Origin of the sequence: Saccharopolyspora terrae (assembly GCF_004348435.1) — a bacterium.
In the GTDB taxonomy this organism is placed as follows: Bacteria; Actinomycetota; Actinomycetes; order Mycobacteriales; family Pseudonocardiaceae; genus Saccharopolyspora; species Saccharopolyspora endophytica.
Map to the genome: position 1 here is coordinate 1 of NZ_SMKS01000033.1, position 21,382 is coordinate 21,382.

Annotated in this window: 18 protein-coding genes; 2 read left to right on the forward strand and 16 right to left on the reverse strand. The window is 70.7% G+C overall.

Going from position 1 to position 21,382, the window contains the following annotated elements:
- On the forward strand, positions 1-285 hold a 285-nt coding region (locus E1181_RS18560), incomplete at its 5' end, for a hypothetical protein (RefSeq protein ID WP_235876865.1).
- Between the two features lies 1 nt (position 286).
- On the opposite strand, the gene E1181_RS18565 is transcribed toward E1181_RS18560, so the two are convergent.
- The 11 genes from E1181_RS18565 to kdpF all read right to left on the reverse strand — a co-directional run bounded on the left by E1181_RS18565 (position 287) and on the right by kdpF (position 12,084).
- Positions 287-901, reverse strand: a complete 615-nt coding sequence (locus E1181_RS18565; protein WP_132676494.1) for a nucleoside/nucleotide kinase family protein — start codon at positions 899-901, stop codon at positions 287-289.
- 149 nt (positions 902-1,050) lie between these two features.
- Complete coding sequence (locus E1181_RS18570) at positions 1,051-1,896, reverse strand: ESX secretion-associated protein EspG (RefSeq protein ID WP_132676496.1); 846 nt, start codon at positions 1,894-1,896, stop codon at positions 1,051-1,053.
- 2 nt (positions 1,897-1,898) lie between these two features.
- Positions 1,899-3,230, reverse strand: a complete 1,332-nt coding sequence (locus tag E1181_RS18575; RefSeq protein WP_132676498.1) for a PPE domain-containing protein — start codon at positions 3,228-3,230, stop codon at positions 1,899-1,901.
- 9 nt (positions 3,231-3,239) lie between these two features.
- Positions 3,240-3,782 (reverse strand): DUF3558 family protein, encoded by a 543-nt coding sequence (locus E1181_RS18580; RefSeq protein WP_165944667.1) that lies wholly within the window; start codon positions 3,780-3,782, stop codon positions 3,240-3,242.
- 56 nt (positions 3,783-3,838) lie between these two features.
- Entirely contained in the window at positions 3,839-4,210 is a 372-nt protein-coding gene (locus E1181_RS18585; protein WP_165944668.1) for a hypothetical protein, read from the reverse strand.
- 128 nt (positions 4,211-4,338) lie between these two features.
- Entirely contained in the window at positions 4,339-5,019 is a 681-nt protein-coding gene (locus tag E1181_RS18590) for a response regulator (protein WP_132676502.1), read from the reverse strand.
- Complete coding sequence (locus E1181_RS18595; RefSeq protein ID WP_132676504.1) at positions 5,020-7,557, reverse strand: sensor histidine kinase; 2,538 nt, start codon at positions 7,555-7,557, stop codon at positions 5,020-5,022. It abuts the gene before it with no gap.
- A 129-nt stretch (positions 7,558-7,686) separates the two neighbouring features.
- Complete coding sequence (locus E1181_RS18600; protein WP_132676506.1) at positions 7,687-8,289, reverse strand: potassium-transporting ATPase subunit C; 603 nt, start codon at positions 8,287-8,289, stop codon at positions 7,687-7,689.
- 5 nt (positions 8,290-8,294) lie between these two features.
- Positions 8,295-10,346, reverse strand: a complete 2,052-nt coding sequence (gene kdpB, locus E1181_RS18605; RefSeq protein WP_132676508.1) for a potassium-transporting ATPase subunit KdpB — start codon at positions 10,344-10,346, stop codon at positions 8,295-8,297.
- On the reverse strand, positions 10,343-11,989 hold the full coding sequence (kdpA, locus tag E1181_RS18610) for a potassium-transporting ATPase subunit KdpA (protein WP_132676510.1): 1,647 nt from the start codon (positions 11,987-11,989) through the stop codon (positions 10,343-10,345). The genes kdpB and kdpA overlap by 4 nt, the downstream gene beginning before the upstream one ends.
- On the reverse strand, positions 11,989-12,084 hold the full coding sequence (gene kdpF / locus E1181_RS18615; RefSeq protein ID WP_132676512.1) for a K(+)-transporting ATPase subunit F: 96 nt from the start codon (positions 12,082-12,084) through the stop codon (positions 11,989-11,991). Before kdpF ends, kdpA begins: the two co-directional genes overlap by 1 nt.
- A gap of 391 nt (positions 12,085-12,475) precedes the next feature.
- Between kdpF and asnB the strand changes: the two genes are divergently transcribed.
- Entirely contained in the window at positions 12,476-14,302 is a 1,827-nt protein-coding gene (gene asnB / locus E1181_RS18620; RefSeq protein WP_132676514.1) for an asparagine synthase (glutamine-hydrolyzing), read from the forward strand.
- 62 nt (positions 14,303-14,364) lie between these two features.
- Here the strand turns inward: asnB and E1181_RS18625 are convergent, their stop codons facing one another.
- The 5 genes from E1181_RS18625 to mutM form a co-directional block, all read right to left on the reverse strand.
- Positions 14,365-15,807 (reverse strand): sensor histidine kinase, encoded by a 1,443-nt coding sequence (locus E1181_RS18625; protein WP_132676516.1) that lies wholly within the window; start codon positions 15,805-15,807, stop codon positions 14,365-14,367.
- Positions 15,804-16,520 carry a response regulator transcription factor gene (locus tag E1181_RS18630; protein ID WP_132676518.1) on the reverse strand — a complete coding sequence of 239 codons (717 nt, stop codon included), beginning with the start codon at positions 16,518-16,520 and terminating at the stop codon, positions 15,804-15,806. Before E1181_RS18630 ends, E1181_RS18625 begins: the two co-directional genes overlap by 4 nt.
- A gap of 227 nt (positions 16,521-16,747) precedes the next feature.
- Positions 16,748-18,850 (reverse strand): glycosyltransferase family 39 protein, encoded by a 2,103-nt coding sequence (locus E1181_RS18635; RefSeq protein ID WP_132676520.1) that lies wholly within the window; start codon positions 18,848-18,850, stop codon positions 16,748-16,750.
- Positions 18,847-20,097: a bifunctional glycosyltransferase family 2/GtrA family protein gene (locus E1181_RS18640; protein ID WP_132676522.1), complete on the reverse strand. Its 1,251-nt coding sequence runs from the start codon at positions 20,095-20,097 to the stop codon at positions 18,847-18,849. The genes E1181_RS18635 and E1181_RS18640 overlap by 4 nt, the downstream gene beginning before the upstream one ends.
- Before the next feature lie 281 nt (positions 20,098-20,378).
- Positions 20,379-21,263, reverse strand: coding sequence for a bifunctional DNA-formamidopyrimidine glycosylase/DNA-(apurinic or apyrimidinic site) lyase (gene mutM, locus E1181_RS18645; protein WP_132676524.1), 885 nt, complete (start codon positions 21,261-21,263; stop codon positions 20,379-20,381).
- Positions 21,264-21,382 lie beyond the last annotated feature (119 nt).

Here is a 21,382-nt window from a genome sequence, read left to right on the forward strand (position 1 = left end):
CACCCGCCCGTCGCCGACGCCGACCACCACGACCGAGCCCGACCCGCCGGAGCCCACCGCCACGCACGGCCCCAGCTCGACCCAGACGTCGAACTGATGTCGCTGGCAGTGCACGCGTGCCGGTCGTTGTGCTCGTGGCACCGGACTCCCGCGCAGCTCGACGGACTTCCCCTGCTGGCCTGCCGGGGCTGCGGTTCGCAGTGGATCCGCAGCGAGGCGTGGACGCCGATCGACCACACCGGCCGCATCCCCGACGACGTGCGCGCGGAACTCCGGCAGCGCTGAGTCAGCTCGGGTCGCCCTCCACGACGAGATCCGCGCGGTCGCGGGTGCCCGCGACGAGGGCGGCGTTGCGCTCATCGCTGCGGCGGACCCACTCGGCCGCGGCCTCCGGCGACCGGCCGTAGCGGACGTGGCGGTCGATCAGCCGCTGCACGCGCAACTCGTCGTCGGGCGCGAGGAACCAGCACTCGTCGAGCAGCCCGCGCACCTGCGACCAGGGCGGGGTGTCCAGCAGCAGGTAGTTGCCCTCGGTGATCACCAGCGGGACGTCGGGCTCCACGACGATCTCGGCGGCGAAGGACTCCTCGATCTCGCGGTGGAACCGGGGCGCGTACACGGCCTCCGAACCTTCTCGGATCCGCCGCAGCAGCGCGACGTACCCGGCGGCGTCGAAGGTGTCGGGGGCTCCCTTGCGGTCGGCCCGGCCCAGACGCCGCAGCTGCTCGTCGGCCAGGTGGAACCCGTCCATCGGCACCAGCACGGCGGAGTCGGCGACCTCGCTGAGCACCCGCTCGGCCACGGTGCCCTTGCCCGCTCCGGGCGCTCCGGCGATCCCCAGGATCGCGCGCGTCCCGCTCTCCGCGAGGCGCTTCGCCCGCGAGATCAACTCCGAATACACGACCCCACCCTAAGTCCGCCGCCCCGCACCCCGGTCTTCGATCCCACGGCACTGGGCGGTTGTGCTCCGACTTGACCCGACATCGACCATGGATGGTTCGGGCCAGAACCGCCCACTGCCAACGCCGTCCACCCCGGGGTAACCGGATTTCAGTGGAAATCGGGGTATGGACTTCCACTGAAATCGTGGGCCGCGGAGTCGTCCCAGACCTCGGCGAGGAGTTCCCGGACGTACTCGGCGAGGCGGCCGTTGTCGGCCGGTGCGATGGTGCTCCAGGCCCGGCCGTCGCCGCTGCTGCGCACCACGTGGAGGTAGCGGCCGCGATCGGTGTCGTGGAAGGCCACCACGCGACCAGCTCGGGCGGGCTTGCTGCGGCCCGCGCTGCTCTCGGCCCCGAACTGGCCGCGGATCCCCATGTTGTTGGCCATGTTCGCGACGTCCGCCGCGTCGTCGTGAGCGACGCCGAGGATGCGCAGCTCATCGGTGAAGACCAGCGGGTTCCCCGCTCCGGCGACGTCCGAGGCCTTGCGCAGGGCGCCGTTGGGCAGGCTGACGGCGCGCCCGGGACCCGGCGGCACGTCACCGGCGACCGACACGGCGGCCTCGGCCAGCGAACCGCCCCGGATCGGAGTCATCTCGACCACGTCGCCGTCCACCACCGTGAGCAGCCCTTCACCGCCGTTCGCGCAGGCCAGCGCGCGGATCGGGCGATCGGCCCAGATGCGGACGTCGATGCTGCGCTGCGGCCGGTCCAGCAGTCCGAGCAGGTCGGCGAACTCCACCTCGACCCGGTCGCGCCTGGTCTCGGCGAGTCGCTTGTGCCGCAACGACTCCCACGCCTGCGCGACGAGTTCCGCGCGCTCGGTGTAGGTGGAACCCGGGCTCGGCACGTCGAGGATGATGTGCCGCCGCTCGTCGAACCCGGCCGACTCGCAGACGACGTCGAACTCCAGCGCGGACAGGTAGATCGGGTCGGCTTCGGCTCCGGGGCGCAACGTCAGTCCTGCTTCTCCGGCTCGGCGTCGTCGTCTTCGTCTTCGCTCTCGGTGGCCGCCGGCTCGACGTGGCCCAGGACCGCGGGAGCGACCAGCCGGTCGTCGTCGAACGGGGTTTCCTCGGCGGTGTACTTGTTCTCGTGCTCGGAGTCCTCGCCCGGCTTCTCGCCGCGCGTGGCCGCAGGCGACATCATCGATCCCGGCGCGGGTCGGCTGCCCGGGGTGCTTCCCGCGGCCTTGCCCGCCACCGTGTCGCCCGGGCCTCCGCCGATGGTCCCGCCCCGCGTCGTGGGCGTCTTCGACTCGCCCGCGCCGGGCACGACCTTGGGACCGGACGCGGTCGCCGGGAGCCGGCCGCCGAGGGCCTTGCTCGCCGCGTACGCGCCGATCCCGGCCACCGCCGCGCCACCGGCGGCGATGCCGAGGACCGTTCCCGTGCTGACTCCGCCGTCGTCGGCCCCGGCCTGCGGGTCCGGATCGGCGTCGAACTCGGCGGCGTGCTCGTCCTCGCCCTGGCCGGGACGTTCCTCGTCTCCGGGGCGTTCCTGGTCTCCGGGACGCCTCCCCGCGGGCGGCTGCCCGGCCGACGGCTGCTCGACGGGCGTCCTCGGCGCACCCGTCCGGTCACCCCCGACCTGACCTCCGGCGACCGTGCCACCGGCGATCGCACCGCCGACGACCGCGCCACCCGCGAGGTCCCCCTGGGAGCCACCCGTGGCGGTCCCGAACGATCCGATCCCGGACGAAGGCGTGGCCCCGGACGACGACGCGGGCGCCACCGCAGCGGCCGGCATCGTCGGCAGCGGCTGGTAGGCCTGGGCCTGCTCGACCGAGGTGTCGCGGTAGTTCGACAGCGCCGCCTGCGCGGCCTGCTTCTCCGCCTCGATCTTCTTGGCTTCCTCGTCGTAGTCGCTCTCGTAGCCGAACCCACCGCCGGCCCACTCGAAGACGTTCTCCGACTGCTTGTGCCGCAGCTCCTCGGCGTTGGGCAGCCGGTGCCGCGCCGACTCGTACCCGCCGGCCTGCGCGTCGACGCTGCTCGCGGACACCGCGAGCGGGTCGGGGGCGTTGCCGAGGGCCACGCTCTGCTGCCGGGTCGCCTCGGCGGCGAGACTGCCCGCGCTGCCCTCCCACTCGACGTGCAGCTTGCCGAGCTCGCGGCGCAGCGTGTCGTCGAGGTCGACCACGACCTGCACGCACTTGTCCAACGCTCGAACAGCTCCCTGCATCGCCTGGGTGCCCTGGCCCTGCTTGATCTGAGCGATCCACTCCTGGAGCTCGGGGATGTCCATTCCCTTGAAGCGGATGTCGCGGATCGGGTCGATGTAGGTCACGCCAGCCCCCTAGCTCTGAGCCTGCAACGTGCTGACGGCGGAATGCGCCGCCGTCTGGGCCTTCTCGCACATCTGGTCGGCGTTCATGGCACCGGGCGTCTGCAACTGCATGTTGACCCAGACCGTCTGGCCTTGCGCCGCGTCGATGAACGCGTCGCAACCGAGGCTCTCGCCGCCGTTGATCTGGCTCTGCACGGTGCCGAAACCGTTGAGCTCGTAGACCTGCCGCGTTCCCGGGCTGGAGTTGATCTTCTGGAGGAACATGTCGATCGCCTCGGGGATGATCCGCACGCCGATGGCGAACCGCGCGGCACCGGTATCGCCGAGGTAGCCGCACCCGTTGTAGTTGCTGCCGTCCTTGGGCAACGGCTCACCGGGACCCAACTGCATAGATCTCGCCTGCTCGGCACTCATCCAAGTGCACACGTCGGCATCTTGCTTGCCCTCGACGGGCAGATCCTCCGGACGCTGCGGCAGGTTCATCGATTCGGGCTTCGGGGCGGGCGGCGCCGGGTCGGGACCGTTCACCGTGCAACCGGCCAACGCGATCACAGCTGCAGCGGGGATCACCGCTGCGAACCGGCTACCGAAACGCACTGGGATTCCTCTCACTGCGGTCCCCGCTTCGACTGGAACGAAGCGCTGATCTCTTCATCGGTGTAGCCGTACTGCTTGGCGGCTTCGCCCAACTGCTCCCCGAGCGCGATCACGTTGTCCACGTACTGCTGCAAGCGGCGGAAGTGCGAGTCGGGATTTCCCAGCAGGTTCGCGGTCCAGACAGCTGCGGCGCGCTGGGAAATCTCGTCGCGAGCCGGCGGGCTGACGGCCAGGCTCGGAGCGAGGTCGTTGAGCCGCTCGCTCGCGTCCTCGGCCGCGGCCAGGATGGTCCTGCGGACCGCGAGGACGTTGTCCTTGTTGACCGTGATGGTCTGCCCGGCAACACCGGCATCCGGCGCGGGAGGCGGTGGTGGTGTCGTCATCGCGGAAACCCCCAGGTCGCGGCGGCATTTGATCACCCGGTCGGAACCGACAGTAGCAGCGCTCCAACCCGGCCAGCACCCACTTCCCGGAACTTCCCACCCCTATTCGCGAGCACGCATGGGAAGGCTTAGAGCTCCAGCCGGTACCCCATTCCCGGTTCCGTCAGCAGGTGTCGGGGGCGGCTCGGGTCGAGTTCCAGCTTGCGGCGGAGCTGGGCGAGGTAAACGCGCAGGTAGTGGGTCTCGTTGGCGTACTGCGGACCCCAGACCTCGTGCAGCAGCTGCTTCTGCGCCACGAGGCGTCCCTGGTTGCGCGCCAGCAGTTCCAGCATTCCCCACTCGGTGGGCGTGAGGTGGATCTCGACTCCGTCGCGCAGGACCTTCTTCGCGGAGAGGTCGACGGTGAAGGTCGCCGTCTCGACCACCGGCTGGTCGCCCGAGCCGCTGGTGCTGGCCCGGCGGACGGCGGCGCGCAGCCGCGCCAGGAGTTCGTCCATGCCGAAGGGTTTGGTGACGTAGTCGTCGGCTCCGGCGTCGAGGGCGTGGACCTTGTCGGCGGAGTCGGTGCGGGCCGACAGCACGATGATGGGAACCGTCGTCCACCCGCGCAGCCCGGCGATCACCTCGGTGCCGTCCAGGTCCGGCAACCCGAGGTCCAGCACGACGGCGTCGGGCTTGCCGTCGCCGGCCGCGCGCAGCGCCGACCTCCCGTCGACGGCGGTGAGCACCTGGTACCCGCGCGCGGCCAGGTTGATGCGCAGGGCGCGCAGCAGCTGCGGTTCGTCGTCGACCACCAGGACCTTGGTCATCTACTCCCCCTGTCGGTCCGCCGCGGGCAGCGAGACCACGATCGTCAGCCCGCCACCAGGAGTGTCCTCCGCGCGGATGGTTCCCCTCATCGCGTCCACGAAACCCTGCGCCACGCTCAGCCCGAGGCCGACACCACCCGGTCCCGCGTCACCCCGCTCGCCGTGCTCGCCGAGGCGCTCGAAGGGGGCGAACGCGTCGTCGTCGGCACCGGCGGGAAGCCCTGGCCCGTGGTCGACGACGCGCAGCTCGACCCGGGAGGCGTGGGCGCTGGCGCCGACCCGGATGCGGCCCTCATCAGGCCGGCCGTACTTGAGCGCGTTCTGCACGACGTTGGCCACGACCCGCTCCAGCAGCCCGGGATCGGCCAGCACGCGCGGCAGCCGCTCGGAGATGTCGAGGTCGATGTGGTGCCACCCGTCCAGGCCGGCCAGCGCGCGGGCGACGACCTCGTCGTAGCCGACGGGGTGCAGCCGCGGTGTCACGGCACCGGTGGCCAGGCGCGAGGAGTCCAGCAGGTTGTCGACGAGCCGGGTGAGCCGGTCGGCGGATTCCTCCACTCCCGCCAGGAGTTCCGCGGTGTCGTCCGGGGACAGCTGGAGGTCGGGGGCGCGCAGGCTGCTCACCGACGCCTTGATGGACGCCAGCGGGGTGCGCAGGTCGTGGCCCACGGCCGACAGCAGGGCGGTGCGCAGCTGCGTGGCATCGGCGCGGCGTTGCGCCTCCCTGGCGCCGTCGGCCATCCGCTGCTGCCGCAGCGCCAGCAACGCCTGCCCGGCCGCGCCTTCCAGGACGACGCGGTCGGCGGCGGGAAGGGGACGTTTGCCCGCGCGGCGCAGTGACAGGTGGGCGTCCTTGGTCACCTCGATGTCCACATCGGACTCATCGGGCCGTCGGCACGGATCGCCCCCGGTGCTCGCGGCGACCCGCCAGGAGTCGTCGACGCGCTCCAGCAGGGCCACCGACGTGAGGCCGAAGTTCTCGGCGACCTTCTCCAGCAGCCGGGCCAGGGGCGCGGGATGGGTCAGCACGGTGCGGGCGTAGGAGGTGAGCAAGGCCGCCTCCGTGCCGGCGCGGGCCGCCTGCTCGGCGAGCCGGGCCGCCCGGTCGACGGTGAAGGCCACCAGCACCCCGACCAGCATCATCCCGACCAGCGTGACCACGTTCTCCGGATCGGTGACCATCAGCGAGTAGCGCGGTTCGGTGAGGAAGAAGTTCAGCAGCCCACCCGCCAGCAGCGCGGCCGCGATGGAAGGGGCCATTCCTCCCACCAGCGCGACCACGATCGTGGCCAGGAAGTAGCCGACGACGTCGGTGGACACCGCGACGTCCACCCACGTCGTGGCGAGCAGCGTGACCAGCGCGGGCAGCACCACCGCGAGCACCCAGCCCCACGCCTGGCGGGTCGCCGACAGCGGGTTGCGGGCCAGGTTCTTCCGCAGCCGCCTGGTGCCCGCTTCGTCGTGGGTGACCATGTGCACGTCGATCGGCCCGGACTTCTGCACCGTGGTCGAGCCGATCCCCTCGTCGAACACCCGCGCCCAGCGCGATCGGCGAGACGTTCCCAGCACGAGCTGGGTGGCGTCGGCGGCGCGGGCGAACTCCAGCAGCGCTTCCGGGACGTCGTCGCCGACGACGGTGTGGAAGCTGGCGCCCACGGCGTCGGCGACCTTGCGGGCCTTGCCCAGCGCGCGAGGGGACGTCCCGGACAGCCCGTCGCCGCGCAGGACGTGCACGACCTGCAGCTCGGCACCGGCGCGGGCGGCGATCCGGCGGGCCCGGCGGATCAGCGTCTCGCTCTCCGGCCCGCCGGTCACCGCGACCACGACCCGTTCCCGCGTCTCCCAGGTGGCGGTGATCTGCTCCTCCGCCCGGTACCGGCGCAGCGCGACGTCCACCTGGTCTGCCAGCCACAGCAGGGCCAGTTCGCGCAGCGCGGTCAGGTTCCCGGTGCGGAAGTAGTTGCCCAGGGCCGCGTCGACCCGCTCGGCCGGGTAGACGTTGCCGTGAGCCATGCGGCGGCGCAGCGCCTGCGGGGTGATGTCGACCAGCTCGATCTGCCCCGCCCTGCGGACCACCTCGTCGGGGACGGTTTCCTGCTGGCGGACTCCGGTGATGGTCTCCACGACGTCGTTGAGGCTGTCCAGGTGCTGGACGTTGACGGTGGAGAGCACGGTGATGCCGGCGTCGAGGAGCTCCTCGACGTCCTGCCAGCGCTTCTCGTTGCGGCTGCCGGGGACGTTGGTGTGGGCGAGCTCGTCGACGACGGCGACCTCCGGCCGGCGGGCGAGCATCCCGTCCACGTCGAACTCGGTCAGCGCCACCCCACGATGCGACCTCTCCGCCCTCGGCAGCACCTCCAGGCCGTCGAGAAGCGCCGCGGTCTTGGCGCGACCGTGGTCCTCGATGAACCCCGCGACCACGTCGGTGCCGCGCCCGGCCCTGCGATGCGCCTCGTTGAGCATCGCGTAGGTCTTGCCGACCCCCGGCGCCGCCCCGAGGTATATCCGCAGCTCACCGCGCTTTCGCCCCTGTTCCACGACGTCCAGTCTCCTACTGCCCGCTGCTATTAGCGCCGAACATCATCCGGTGTCATCGCTCGCGCCCCAGCCGAGGCGCCTCCAGTCTCGGCTGAGCGACAGGGCCGCGCGACACGTTCGTTCCCCTCGTCACCGCGCGGCCCGGTGCACGGCAACGTTGAGGGTCGTGACGTTGACGGCCCTCGGTGACACGAGGCCGCCTTCCTCGCAGTCGGCGATGAGGCGGTGGACCTCTGCGAGGGGCAGTCCCGTCACCCTCGCCACCCGGGACGCCTGGAGCTCGGCGTAGGCGGGGCTGATGTGCGGGTCGACCCCGCTCGCCGAGGCGGTGACCGCGTCGGCCGGGACCACTTCGGGGGCGACTACCTCCCGGGCGGCGATGGCGGTGCGGCGCTCCTGGACCGCGGCGAGGAGATCGCCGTTGAAGCCACCGAGGTTCGAGCCGCCCGACGTGGCCGGGTCGCCGGGACCGAGGGAACCTTCCGCCGACGCCGAGGGCCGGGTGTGGAAGTAGGGATCCCTCGCCGGGTCTTCGGGCACGGGGTCGATTCCGATCAGCGAGGAGCCGATCACGCGGCCGTCGGCCACGATCTGCGAGCCCTCCGCGTGGGCCAGAAGTCCCGGAAGCCGGCTGACTCCCCAGATCGCCATCGGATAGCCGATGCCGAGCAGGACCGTGGCCACCAGCAGCAGCCGAAGTCCCGCCGCGCACTGACGCAGCAACGCGCTCACTCCCCTCACCCGATTCCGGGCACGAATCGGATCACCAGGTCGATCAGCCAGATCCCGGCGAACGGCGTCACCACGCCGCCGAGGCCGTAGACCAGCAGGTTCCGCCGCAGCAGGACGGCCGCGGTGGACGGCCGGTAGCGGACACCGCGCAGCGCCAGCGGGATCAGCGCGACGATGATCAGCGCGTTGAACACCACCGCCGACAGCACCGCCGAGTTCGGGGTCGACAGGCCCATCACGTTCAGCGCGCCCAGCTGCGGGTGGATGCCCACGAACAGCGCGGGCAGGATCGCGAAGTACTTGGCCAGGTCGTTGGCGATGCTGAAGGTCGTCAACGCGCCGCGGGTGATCAGCAGCTGCTTGCCGATCTCGACGATCTCGATCAGCTTGGTCGGATCCGAGTCGAGATCGACCATGTTGCCGGCTTCCTTGGCAGCGCTGGTGCCGGTGTTCATCGCGACCCCGACGTCGGCCTGGGCGAGCGCGGGGGCGTCGTTGGTGCCGTCACCGGTCATGGCCACCATCCGCCCACCGGCCTGCTCCCGCTTGATCAAGGCCATCTTGTCCTCGGGCTTGGCCTCGGCGAGGTAGTCGTCCACGCCGGCTTCGGCGGCGATGGCGCGGGCGGTGAGCTCGTTGTCGCCGGTGATCATCACCGTGCGGATGCCCATCGCGCGCAGTTCGGCGAAGCGCTCCCGCATCCCGGGTTTGACGACATCGGACAGTCGGATGACGCCCATCACGCGGTGGTTCTCGGCGATGACCAGCGGCGTCGCACCGGACGCGGCGATCTCGTCGGCGCATCGCACGACCTGCTCGGGAAGTTCCCCCACCTGGTCGCGGAGTGCGCTGAGAGCTCCCTTGCGGATGCTGCGGCCGTCGAGGTCGATGCCGCTCATCCGGGTCTGCGCGGTGAAGGGAACCTTCCTCGCACCCACCTCCGCGCCAACGGCTCCCTCGGGCAGGCCGAACTCCTGCGCGCAGAAGGCCACGACGCTGGTGCCTTCCGGCGTGGGGTCGGCGAGGCTCGACAGGCGGGCGACCTCCGCGAGCTCGTCCGGGCCGACGCCGTCGACGGGGACGAGTTCGGTGCACCTGCGGTTGCCGAAGGTGATGGTCCCGGTCTTGTCCAGCAGCAGCGTGTCCACGTCGCCTGCGGCCTCGACCGCGCGGCCGGACTTGGCGAGGACGTTGCGCTGCACGAGCCGGTCCATCCCCGCGATGCCGATCGCCGAGAGCAGCGCTCCGATCGTGGTCGGGATCAGGCACACCAGCAGCGCGGTCAAAGTCGTGACCTCGATCAGCGAACCGGAGTAGGCCGCCATCGGCTGCAGGGCGACCACGGCGAGCAGGAAGATGATCGTCAGCGTGGACAGCAGGATGGTCAGCGCGATCTCGTTGGGCGTCTTCTGCCGTTGCGCGCCTTCGACGAGAGCGATCATGCGGTCCACGAAGGTCTCGCCCGGTGCGGCGGTGATCCGCACGACGATGCGGTCGGAGAGCACGGTGGTTCCCGCCGTCACCGCGGAGCGGTCACCGCCGAATTCCCGGATGACGGGCGCGGATTCACCGGTGATGGCCGATTCGTCGACGGTCGCGATGCCCTCGACCACGTCGCCGTCGCCGGGGATGGTCTCGCCCGCCTCGACCACGACCTCGTCGCCGATCGTCAGCGCGGTGCCGGGAACCTTCCGCTCACCGCCGTCGACGAGCTTGCGGGCGACGGCTTCGGTCCTGGTGCGCCGCAGCGACTCCGCCTGCGCGCGGCCCCGTCCTTCGGCGACCGCTTCGGCGAGGTTCGCGAACAGCACGGTGAACCACAGCCACGCCGCGACCGCGATCGTGAAGGCGCTCGGGGAGAACGCGGCGAGGACGGTGGTCAGCGCGGATCCGGCCCACACCACGAACATCACCGGATTGCGCAGCTGGTGTCGCGGGTGAAGCTTGCGCAGCGCTTCGGGAACCGAGCTCAGCAGCCGGCGTGGTCGGAAGGTTCCCGCGGCGGTTCGCCGGTGCTCGGCGGGCGTGTCGAGCGCGGGTTCGAGGGTGGTGGTCATGCCAGGGCCTCCGCGATCGGGCCTAGTGCGAGTGCGGGCAGGAAGGTCAGCGCTGCGACGAGCACGACCGTGCCGCCGAGCAGACCGGCGAACAGCGGCCCGGTGGTCGGCAACGTCCCTGCGGTGGCGGGGACGCGTTGCTGCTGCGCGACCGAGCCGGCGAGCATCAGCACGGCCAGGATCGGCACGAACCGTCCCACCAGCATCACCACGCCCAGCGCGGTCTGGAGGAAGGGGCTGGTCGCGGTGAGCCCGGCGAAGGCGCTGCCGTTGTTGTTGCCCGCGGAGGCGAAGGCGTAGATGACTTCGGAGAGCCCGTGCGCGCCGGTGTTGCTCAGCGCGTCCCGGGTGGCGGGAAGCGCCATCGCGAGCCCGGTGCCCAGCAGGACCGCGGTCGGCATCGCCAGCACTGACAGGGCGGCGGCCGTCACCTCGCGACGGCCCAGCTTCTTGCCGAGGTACTCCGGGGTGCGCCCGACCATGAGCCCTGCGAGGAACACGGCGATCACGGCCAGCACGAGGATTCCGTAGAGCCCGGCGCCGACTCCGCCGGGAGCGACCTCGCCGATGAGCATGTTGAGCAGAACGGTCCCGCCGCCGAGGCCGGTGAAGCTGTCGTGCATCGCGTTGACCGCGCCGGTGGAGGTGCCGGTGGTGCTCACCGCCCACAGCACGGAGGCGTCGATGCCGAACCGGGCCTCCTTGCCCTCCAACGCGGCTCCGGCCGCCAGGGCCGCCGGGCCGTTCGGGTGCGTTTCGGCCCACCACGTCACGGCCAGCATCGCCGCCCACAGGGTCGCCATCACCGACACCAGGACGTGGCCCTGCCGGCGGTCGCCGACCATGGTGCCGAAGGTGCGGGTCAGCGAGACCGGGATGACCAGCAGCAGGAAGATCTCCAGCAGGTTCGAGACGCCGCCGGGGTTGGACAGCGGGTGCGCGGAGTTGGCGTTGAGCACGCCGCCGCCATTGGTGCCGAGTTCCTTGATGACCTCCTGGCTCGCGATCGGGGCGGTGGCGATGGTGCGCGCCTGCCCGTCGAGGCCGGTCACCTCGATGCCGGGCGCGAAGCTCATCGCCGCACCCAGCGCGACCAGCACGATCGCGGCCACGACCGAGATCGGCAGCAGGATCCGGGTGCAGCCGCGGGTGATGTCGACCCACACGTTGCCGATCCGGCCGGTGCCGTCGCCCGCGAAGCCGCGCACGAGGGCGACGGCGACGGCCATCCCCACCGCCGCGGAGACGAAGTTCTGCACGGTCAGCCCGGCCATCTGGACGCCGTGTCCGAGGACTTCTTCGGGCACGTAGGACTGCCAGTTGGTATTGGTGGCGAAGCTGACGGCGGTGTTGAACGCCATCGACGGCGGCACGGAGCCGCGCCCGAGGCTCAGCGGCAGCAGCGGTTGCAGCCGCTGCACCGCGTAGAGCAGCGCGATCGAGACCAGCGAGAACGCGAGCACACCCGTCGCGTAGCTGGTCCAGCGCTGCCGGGTCGAGGAGTTCACGCCGACCAACCGGTAGACGAACTTCTCGACGCGCCAGTCGGTTTCGGCGGTGTAGACGCGCGCCATGTAGTCCCCGAAGGGCTTGTGGACGACCGCGAGCACGGCCACCAGCAGGCCTGCTTGGAGCAGTCCCATCAGAACCTCTCCGGCCGGACCAGCGCGACGAACAGGTATCCGATGAGCAGCAGCGCCAGCACACCGCCGGCGACGTTGGCGACCAGCGCGCTCATAACCGCTCCACACCGCGCAGCATCAGCGCCAGCACCAGGAATCCGCCGACCAACAACGCCGCGTAGGCGAGATCGACCACGACCGGTCAACTCCTTCTCGAGCTCTCTTCGACGACCGTGGTCCAGCCAAGCCCCGCACCGGATGCGCGGTCGAGTCCCATGACGAGTCCTTGACGCGGCGGAGGGCGGCCTTGATGCGTTCTTGACGGGGCCGCTTTCCTCCCGTTTTCAGCAGGTCTGCGCGTTTTGCGGGTGGGTGACTTCACTCCGCTAGTTGGTTTCATCGATGCAACGATCTCGTTACTGTCGCTAACAAGTCGGTGCGTTGAAACCTCGCCGTGAAACGCCCGAAACCGGCACGGAACAAACAAGATTGGGGATAAATCCGGAAATGTGCGGAATCTCCGGCTGGATCGACTTCCAGCGCAACCTGACCGAGCACCGCTCCACAGTCGACGCCATGTGCGACACCATGACCTGTCGCGGCCCGGACGCCGGTGACACGTGGGTCAGCAGGCACGCCGCACTCGGACACCGGCGGCTGGCCATCATCGACCTGCCCGGAGGCGCGCAGCCGATGGAGGCCGAGAGCGGCCAGGTCGCCATCGTCTACAGCGGTGAAGCCTACAACTTCACCGAGCTGCGCGACGAGCTCCGCCGTCGCGGCCACCGGTTCGACACCGACAGCGACACCGAGGTCGTCCTGCACGGCTACCTCGAGTGGGGCGCCCAGGTCGCCGAGCACCTCAACGGCATGTTCGCCTTCGCCATCTGGGACTCCCGCGAGGAGAAGCTGCTGCTCATCCGCGACCGGATGGGCATCAAGCCGCTGTACTACTACCCCACCGAGCACGGCGTGCTCTTCGGCTCCGAGCCCAAGGCGATCCTGGCCAACCCGCTCGCCGACAAGGTCGTCGACGCCGACGGCATGCGCGAGCTGTTCGGCATGGTCAAGACCCCCGGCCAGGCCGTGTGGGCGGGCATGCGCGAGGTCGAGCCGGGCACCGTCGTCACCCTCGACCGCAAGGGCCTGCGCGAGCAGACCTACTGGAAGCTGCAGGCCACCGAGCACACCGACGACCAGCAGGCTTCCGTGGCGCACGTGCGCGAGCTGATGGACGACATCGTGCAGCGCCAGCTGGTCTCCGACGTGCCGCGCTGCGTGCTGCTCTCCGGCGGCCTCGACTCCAGCGCCATCACCGCGCTGTCCGGGCTGCACCTGGCGAAGAGCGGCGAGCAGGTGCGCAGCTTCGCGGTCGACTTCCTCGGCCAGACCGAGAACTTCGTCCCCGACCCCATGCGCGCCACCCCGGACGGCCCCTACGTGCGCGACGTCGCCGAGCACGTCGGATCGCAGCACCAGGACATCGTGCTGGACCCCGACACCCTCGCCGACCCGGAGGTGCGCCGCGCGACCGTGCAGGCGCGCGACTTCCCGATGGGCCTGGGCGACATGGACCAGTCGCTGTACCTGCTGTTCAAGGCGATCCGGCAGCACTCCACGGTGGCGCTGTCCGGTGAGTCCGCGGACGAGGTCTTCGGCGGCTACAAGTGGTTCCACGACCCGGACGTGCGCGCGGCCGACACCTTCCCCTGGCTGGCCGCCGTGCAGAGCCAGGGGGCCGGCTTCGACATGCTCGACCCCGGAGTCGCCGCCGCGCTCGACATCCCGTCGTTCATCGCCGACGGCTACCGCACCGCGCTCGGCGAGGTCCCCGCCCTCGACGGGGAGAGCGACCTGGAGCGGCGGATGCGGGAGATCTGCTACCTGCACCTGACCCGCTTCGTGCGCATCCTGCTCGACCGCAAGGACCGGATGAGCATGGCGGTCGGCCTGGAGGTGCGCGTGCCGTTCTGCGACCACCGCCTGGTCGAGTACGTCTTCAACACCCCGTGGTCGCTGAAGACCTTCGACGGCCGCGAGAAGAGCCTGCTCCGCCACGCCACCGCCGACACCCTCCCGCAGTCGGTGGTCGAGCGGGTCAAGAGCCCGTACCCGTCCACTCAGGACCCGAAGTACGCGGCGGTCCTGCAGCGCCAGGTCCGCGACCTGGTCAAGGCCGACAGCCCCGCGCTGTCGCTGCTGAACGAGAAGTGGATCGCCGAGGCCATCGAGCAGGACCCGGCCAACATCGACATGGCCGCTCGCTACACCTTCGAGCGCGCCCTCGACCTGTCGGTCTGGTTCGACATCCACAACCCCACGGTCAAGCTCTGACCGCGTGAGACGTGAGGAGGGGAGCCGCACTTCCCACCCGAGTCGCGGCTCCCCCCTCGCTGTCAGTCGACCGGCAGCAGGAGGCGGAAAGTGCTGCCACCGCCGGGGTCTCCGTGGAGTTCGAGACGGCCGTTGTGCGCCTGCGCCAGGGCAGCGGTGATCGCCAGCCCCAGCCCGGTCCCGCCGGCAGCACGGGTCCGGCCCTCGTCGACGCGGTAGAAGCGGTCGAAGATCCTCGTCGCGTGCTCCGGCGCGATCCCCGGACCGGTGTCGGTGACCGAGACCGCGACCATCCTCGTCCCGTGGCCGATGTCCGCGCCCGTCGCGGCGACGGCCCTGTCGCTCACCTCGGCGTGGGCGATGTCGACCGCGATCGGCGAACCGGCAGGGGTGTGCACCAGGGCGTTGTTCACCAGGTTCGTGAGCACCTGCCGCAGCCGGGCGCCATCACCGAGAACCCGCAGTTCGTCCGGGCTCTGCAGGGTGATCGCGCGTTCCGGGTCGCGCGCCCTGGCGTCGTGCACGGCGTCGCGGACCAGCGGGACCAGGTCGAGGTCGACCAGGTCGATGGTGCGTTCCCGGTCGAGCCGCGCCAGCAGCAGCATGTCCTCCACCAGACCGCCCATCCGCACCGACTCGGACTCGATGCGGCGCATCATCATTCGCACGTCCTCCGGCCGGTGCTCCTCGCTGCGGCGGTAGAGCTCGGCGAACCCGCGGATCGAGGTCAGCGGCGTGCGCAGCTCGTGCGAGGCGTCGGCGACGAACCTGCGCAGCCGGTCCTCGGAACGCTCCCGCTGCTGCAGCGCATCGGTCAGCCTGCCCAGCATCGTGTTCAGCGCCTCGCCGAGCCGGCCGGTCTCGGTGCGCGGATCCTGATCCGGCACCCGGCGATCCAGCTGACCGGCGGCGATGGCGTCGGCGGTGTCCTCGATCCGCGCCAGCGGGCGCAGGCTGAGCCGGACCGTCCCCGCAGCGGCCAGCGCCAGCACCAGCAGCACCAGCCCGCCGACCACCAGTTCGATGACGACCAGCTGCTGCACCGTCGCTTGGGCGTTGTCCAGCGACAACGACAGCACCACGTTGCGCCCGTCGGGCAGGTGAACGCGCCGCACCCGCCAATCCGAACCGCCCGCCCGATCCGGGACCGTGCCGACCAGCGGCCCGCGCTCCGGGTTGAGCAGAAGGGGGCCTCCCGGCTCACCCTCGGTCGCGCCGAGCGTTCCCCCCACCTGGCGGCCGGTGGAGTCGAAGATCAGCACCCGGAAGTCCGTCGGCAGCTCTCCCCTGCCGGGGCCCTCGGGATGCCGGTGCGTCGGGTCCGGGGGAGGCATGCGCCCTTTCTCCCAGGGCATCGACATCTCGGCGAGCCGGTCGTCGGTGCGCTCCACCAGGGAGCGGTTGAGCAGCGCGACGCTGGTGAACCCCATCAGCAGCAGACCCACGACCAGCGCCCCGACCAGCACGAGCACCAGGCGTCCGCGCAACGTGCGCACGAACCTCATCGGTTCTCCGGCGGGAGCCGCAGCACGTAGCCGACACCGCGGATGGTGTGGATCAGCGGAGGTGACACCGAGTCGACCTTGCGCCGCAGGTAGCTGATGTAGGACTCCACGATCCGCGAATCACCGCCGAACTCGTAGTTCCACACCCGGTCCAGGATCTGCACCTTGCTGACCACCTTCTCGGCGTTGATCAGCAGGTAGCGCAGCAGCTTGAACTCGGTCGGCGACAGGCTCACCAGCTGCCCGGCCCGGCGGACCTCGTAGGTGTCCTCGTCGAGCGCCAGGTCCTGGTAGCGCAGCTTGGCGCTGTCGTCCTGCTCGGGACGGACCCGCCGCAGGATCGCGCGCAGCCGCAGGACGACCTCGTCCAGGCTGAACGGCTTGGTGACGTAGTCGTCGCCGCCCGCCGTCAGGCCGGCGATGCGGTCCTCCACCGCGTCGCGCGCGGTCAGGAACAGCACCGGGACGGTGTTGCCTCCGCCGCGCAGCTCGGTGGCGACGGAGAAGCCGTCGCGGTCGGGGAGCATCACGTCCAGCACGACGATGTCCGGGTGGAACTCGGCCGCCGCGCGCAGCGCCTCCGCACCGGTCGCGGCACCGCGCACCTCGAAACCGCTCAGGCGCAACGCCGCGGCCAGCAGTTCCAGGATGTTCGGCTCGTCGTCCACGACGAGCACCCGCGCTCCGCTGCTCTCCACCACGTCCCCCAGCATCACCCACCTCCCTGGGAAAACCCTGGAAACTCGCTGAAAGCTCACCCCCGTGTCCCACCCCACCTCACGCCCGCGTTCGGGGGACGGATTACTCCCGTATTCCGTCCCCCGATTACGGGAGTAATCCGTCCCCCGATCACCGCTGTGGTCCGGTCCCCGATCACTCCCTCTCTCCGCAGCCCGGATCGCCGCCGTGATCCGGGACCGGATTGCGGCGGTGACCCGGGTCATCCGCAGCGGTAGAGCTGCTGGGCGGAGTCGGTCGAGAGGCCGTAGGTGACGGGGGCGACGAGGGTGCAGTTCTGCTTCACCCAGTTCTCCCGGTCCGTTGCCGCCTGGCCACCTCTCCCGCCCCCGGGCACCTGCATCCCGGAACCGGCCCGATCGCCGCCCTGGGGCTGTCCCCGCTGCGCCTGACCGGACTGGGCGTCGTGGGCGCGCGTCATGCCGCCCGGGCCGCCGCCCAGCAGGACGAAGGCGAGTTGGCCGTTCTGCTTCCACTCGGTGAGCTGGGCGACCGACGGTGCGTCATCGGATCCCGTGAAGCCGCCCATGCCGACCACCGTCAGATCCGTGTTGATGATGTAGCTCGACGCGCCGTTCGCGCCGCCCTCCACCGCCAGGGGGATCTGCGCGTCACCCGCGTTGGCCTTCACGTGGTCGACGATCTTCTGCTGGTCGGCGCTCAGCGAGGCACCACCCGGGCCGCCACCCGTGCCACCGCGGTCTCGGGACATCCCGGGAGGCATCCCTCCGGGAGGCACCTGACCGTTCATGCCCGGCATGCGGCCATCGCGCGACCCGGCGCCGGGGCCGCCCATCGACGTCTGCGGTCCGGCCATCGGGTTGGCGCCGCCCATCATCCCGGTGCTCCCGCCGACGGCACCGATCGCCGACCAGGTCGCGGGCACGGTGAGCATCGCGGTCACCGCCAGCACGAACCCGGCCTCGGCCAGACCCGCGCGTCGGCGACGACCGATCATCAGCACCACCAGAGCCAGCGCTCCGAGCCCCACGGCCAGGTAGCCGGTCCACGGGTGCCAGCTCAGGTCCCTCGCCACCACGGCCATCGCCCAGGGGACCGTGATCGCGACACCGGCGGGCAGCAGCAACCAGGCCTTCCCGCCCGGCTGCCGGTACCACCGCCAGAACCGGACGAGCCCAACGCCGACAACCGCGCCGACCGCGGGCGCCAGCATCGTCGTGTAGTAGGGGTGCATGGTGCCCTGGGCGAAGCTGAACATCACGCCGATGACGCCCAGCCAGCCACCCCACAGCACCCATCCGGCGGTCAGCTCGCGCTGGAGGGAACCTCCCGCGCGCCAGTGCCGGACACCCAGCACCAGCATCGTGACCAGGATCAACGCGCTCAACGGCAGCAGCCAGCTGATCTGCCCCGCCAGCTGCTCGTTGAACAGCCGCAGCACACCGGCGGTTCCGGAGAACCCTCCGCCGCCACCAGGACCTCCCCCGCCACCGGGCCCACCGCCGCCGTTTCCGGCGCTGTTGCCGAGGATCCGGCCGAAGCCGTTGTACCCGAAGATCAGGTCCCACGCCGAACCATCGGTGCTGCCACCGATGTAGGGCTTGGGCGAAGGCCACAGCTCGGTCGCCACCACCCACCAGAACGAGCTCACCAGCAGCACCGCGGCCGCCACGCCGAGGTCGAGAACCTTGCGACCCCAGCCGTTCCGGCTGCCCACCAGGTAGGCGGCGACGAACGCCGGCAGCACCATCCAGGCCTGCAACATCTTGGTCATGAACCCGCAGCCGACCAGGAACGCGGCCAACGCGATCCAACCGGTCGAGCGGCGGTCGGACACCGCCCGCGTCATCGCGTAGGCGGCGGCGACCACCAGCAGCACCAGCAGCGTGTCCGGGTTGTTGTCCCGGTTGATCAGCACCGTGATGGGGCTCAGCGCCAGCACCAGCGAGGCGATCAGCGCGGCGTTCTCACCGGCCCACCGACGCACCGTCCGGTGCAGCAGGAACACGGCCGCGACACCGCACACGACCTGCGGGAACAGCACCGCGAACTGGTTGAAACCGAAGACCTTCACCGACAGCACCTGCAACCACAGGGCCATCGGCGGCTTGTCGACGGTGATCACGCCGACCGAGTCGAACGCCCCGAAGAAGAACGCCTCGAAGTTCGACGACATCGACTTCACGGCCGCCGTGTAGTAGCTGTTGCCCCAGGAGCTCCCGATGCCCCACAGGTGCAGCACGGCCGCGAGCGCGCAGGTTCCCGCCAGGGCGATCCGGTGCCACACCGGTGGCGGGCCGCTGCTCGATCTCGCCTGCGGCACAGCCTCTTCGACTGCGATCATGACATTTCCTCTTCCCTGGCCGGGGCCGCGAAGACCCACGAGCGGAGCAGTACGAACCTCAGCGCGGTACCGACCACTGAGGACAGAATCAGAACCAGGACCTCCAGCCAGCGCGACGGATTCGCCGCGTAGGCGTGCAAGCCGAGCAGCGCGCCGGAGGTCACCACGTAGTACAGCGCGAACACGATCAGCCCTTGGGCGTGCACGCGACCGGACGAGCCGCGCTGCTGCAGGAACGTGTAGCGCCGGTTGGCCTCGGTGTTCCACACCGTCGTGACGGTCAGCGCGACCAGGTTCGCCAGCAGCGGCGGCCACCAACCGCGCAAGAGCGCGTACAGCAGCGACGTGAGCACCGTGGACACCAACCCGATCGCGCCGAACGAGACCAGTTGCCACAGCAGGCCGTTCTCCCGCTTTGCCAGCACCGCTTGCGGGTGCGCCGCACGGGGCTCGGGACGTTGCGGCAGTCCCGGGACCCTCGCGGCACCGGTGATCTTGGCGCGCGCGACCCGCACGAGCCCGGCGAGGTCGTCGGTCGCCGTGCGCAGCACGTTCACCCGCGTGTCGACGTCCTCGATCCAGTCGACCGGCACCTCGTGCACCCGCAGACCGTTGTGCTCGGCCAGCAGCAGCAGTTCGGTGTCGAAGAACCAGGAATCGTCCTCGACCCGTCGCAACAGCGGGCGAATGACCTCGGTGCGAGCCGCTTTGAACCCGCACTGGGCGTCGGTGAATCGGGCGCCGTGGGTCCACCTGATCATCTTGTTGTAGCCGCGCGAGATCAACTCCCGCTTCCCGCCCCGCACGGTCCGCGAACCGGGGGCCAGCCGTGAACCGATGGCGAGATCGGAGTGCCCGTTGACCAGCGGCGCGACCAACGGCAGCAGCGCGTCCAGCCCGGTCGACAGATCCACGTCCATGTAGACCACGACGTCGGCGTCGCTGTACCCCCACGCGGTCCGCAGCGCCAAGCCGCGTCCCTTGCGGTCCAGGTGCAGCACCCGCACGTGGGGCATCTTCCGAGCGAGCCCGTGCGCCACCTGCAGGGTCGCATCCGTGCTGGCGTTGTCGACGACGGTGATCGACCACGAGAAGGGGAACCCTTCGCCCAGGTACCTGCTCAGCACTTCCAGGCATCCGGGAAGGGAACGTTCCTCGTTGTGGACCGGGACCACCACGTCGACGGTCGCGGTCCGGTTCGACGCGCCCTGCGCTGCCTCGGCGCCGAGCTGCGGCACGGCACTCATCTCCCACCCACCTCTCATCCGGTTCGGCATCCATCAAGCCGGACGCAGGTGCGAACGCCGTTGGCGGAAGCTGGGAATCGGCTGGGAGCGGCTCTCCCCGACGCGTGTGCGAGCAACTCGCACGTGGCCGGTGTCGCGATGACGGTTCCCCCGCCCACGACGGGCGTGGCAGGAGGCGTCCCCTCGCCGGCTGGTGGGAGTCCTCGCTTCAAGAGCGGGCCCGGCGGCCTACGGCGGTGGCACGACCTCGCACCTCCGCGACTGCCGAGGCGCGGCGTGGCTCACAGGTGCGCGTTGCGGGGTTTCGGTTGGCAGACCGGGCAGGTGTAGGCGGAGCGGTTCATCCACGGGTCGCGGCGGATCGACGCTCCGCAGCGCGGGCAGGGGTTGCCTTCCTGGCCGTAGACCGCCAGCGAGCGGTCGAAGTAACCCGATTCGCCGTTGACGTTGACGTAGAGCGCGTCGAACGAGGTGCCGCCCGCGCGCAGCGCTTCGCCGATGACGTCGGTGACGGCCTCGAACAGTTCGCGGACCTTGGGGCGGGTCATGGTCGCGGTCGGACGGGCCCAGTGCAGCTTGGCCCGCCACAGGGCTTCGTCGGCGTAGATGTTGCCGATGCCGGAGACCAGGCTCTGGTCGAGCAGGGCGCGCTTGATGCCGGTGCGGCGACCGCGCAGCCGCTCGGTCAGCCTGGCCAGGTCGAACACCGGCTCCAGCGGATCAGGTGCGATGTGCGCGACCGGTTGGGGCAGTGCCACGCCGTCCACCTCGACGAGCTCGGCCAGCTGCAGCCCGCCGAACGTGCGCTGGTCGACGAACCGCAGCTCGGAACCGCCGTCGGTGAAGCGCATCCGCACCCGCAGGTGCTTCTCGTCGGGCGCATCGGTGGGCTGCACGAGCAGCTGCCCGCTCATGCCCAGGTGCACGACCACCGCTTCGCCGTCGGTCTCGTCGGGGCCGTCACCGAGTTCGATCCACAGGTACTTGCCGCGCCGGCGGGCCGCGGTCAGCACTCTCCCGGCGAGCCTGGCCGCGAGGTCCTGCGCTCCGGGCACGTGACGGCGGACGGCACGCGGGTGCAGCACTTCGACGCTGGAGAGCTTCCGTCCCACCGCATGATCGGAAACACCGCGGCGGACCACCTCGACCTCGGGCAACTCAGGCACGAACCCATCCTCACCCACGCCCGGAACGCGGCTGGAGGCGGGCGTGAAAAAGGGACATGATCAGGGCGGGGCCCTCGATCATGTCCCTTCGTCACGGTCGGTTCGCGATCGAACCGACC

What these genes read in the sequence shown, in the direction of transcription:
- E1181_RS18640 (WP_132676522.1), bottom strand. Translation starts at nt 20,097, where the DNA reads ATGAGTGCCGTGCCGCAGCTCGGCGCCGAGGCAGCGCAGGGCGCGTCG.
- kdpB (WP_132676508.1), bottom strand. Translation starts at nt 10,346, where the DNA reads ATGACCACCACCCTCGAACCCGCGCTCGACACGCCCGCCGAGCACCGG.
- E1181_RS18630 (WP_132676518.1), bottom strand. Translation starts at nt 16,520, where the DNA reads ATGCTGGGGGACGTGGTGGAGAGCAGCGGAGCGCGGGTGCTCGTCGTG.
- E1181_RS18625 (WP_132676516.1), bottom strand. Translation starts at nt 15,807, where the DNA reads ATGAGGTTCGTGCGCACGTTGCGCGGACGCCTGGTGCTCGTGCTGGTC.
- E1181_RS18635 (WP_132676520.1), bottom strand. Translation starts at nt 18,850, where the DNA reads ATGATCGCAGTCGAAGAGGCTGTGCCGCAGGCGAGATCGAGCAGCGGC.
- E1181_RS18590 (WP_132676502.1), bottom strand. Translation starts at nt 5,019, where the DNA reads ATGACCAAGGTCCTGGTGGTCGACGACGAACCGCAGCTGCTGCGCGCC.
- kdpF (WP_132676512.1), bottom strand. Translation starts at nt 12,084, where the DNA reads ATGAGCGCGCTGGTCGCCAACGTCGCCGGCGGTGTGCTGGCGCTGCTG.
- E1181_RS18585 (WP_165944668.1), bottom strand. Translation starts at nt 4,210, where the DNA reads ATGACGACACCACCACCGCCTCCCGCGCCGGATGCCGGTGTTGCCGGG.
- kdpA (WP_132676510.1), bottom strand. Translation starts at nt 11,989, where the DNA reads ATGGGACTGCTCCAAGCAGGCCTGCTGGTGGCCGTGCTCGCGGTCGTC.
- asnB (WP_132676514.1), top strand. Translation starts at nt 12,476, where the DNA reads ATGTGCGGAATCTCCGGCTGGATCGACTTCCAGCGCAACCTGACCGAG.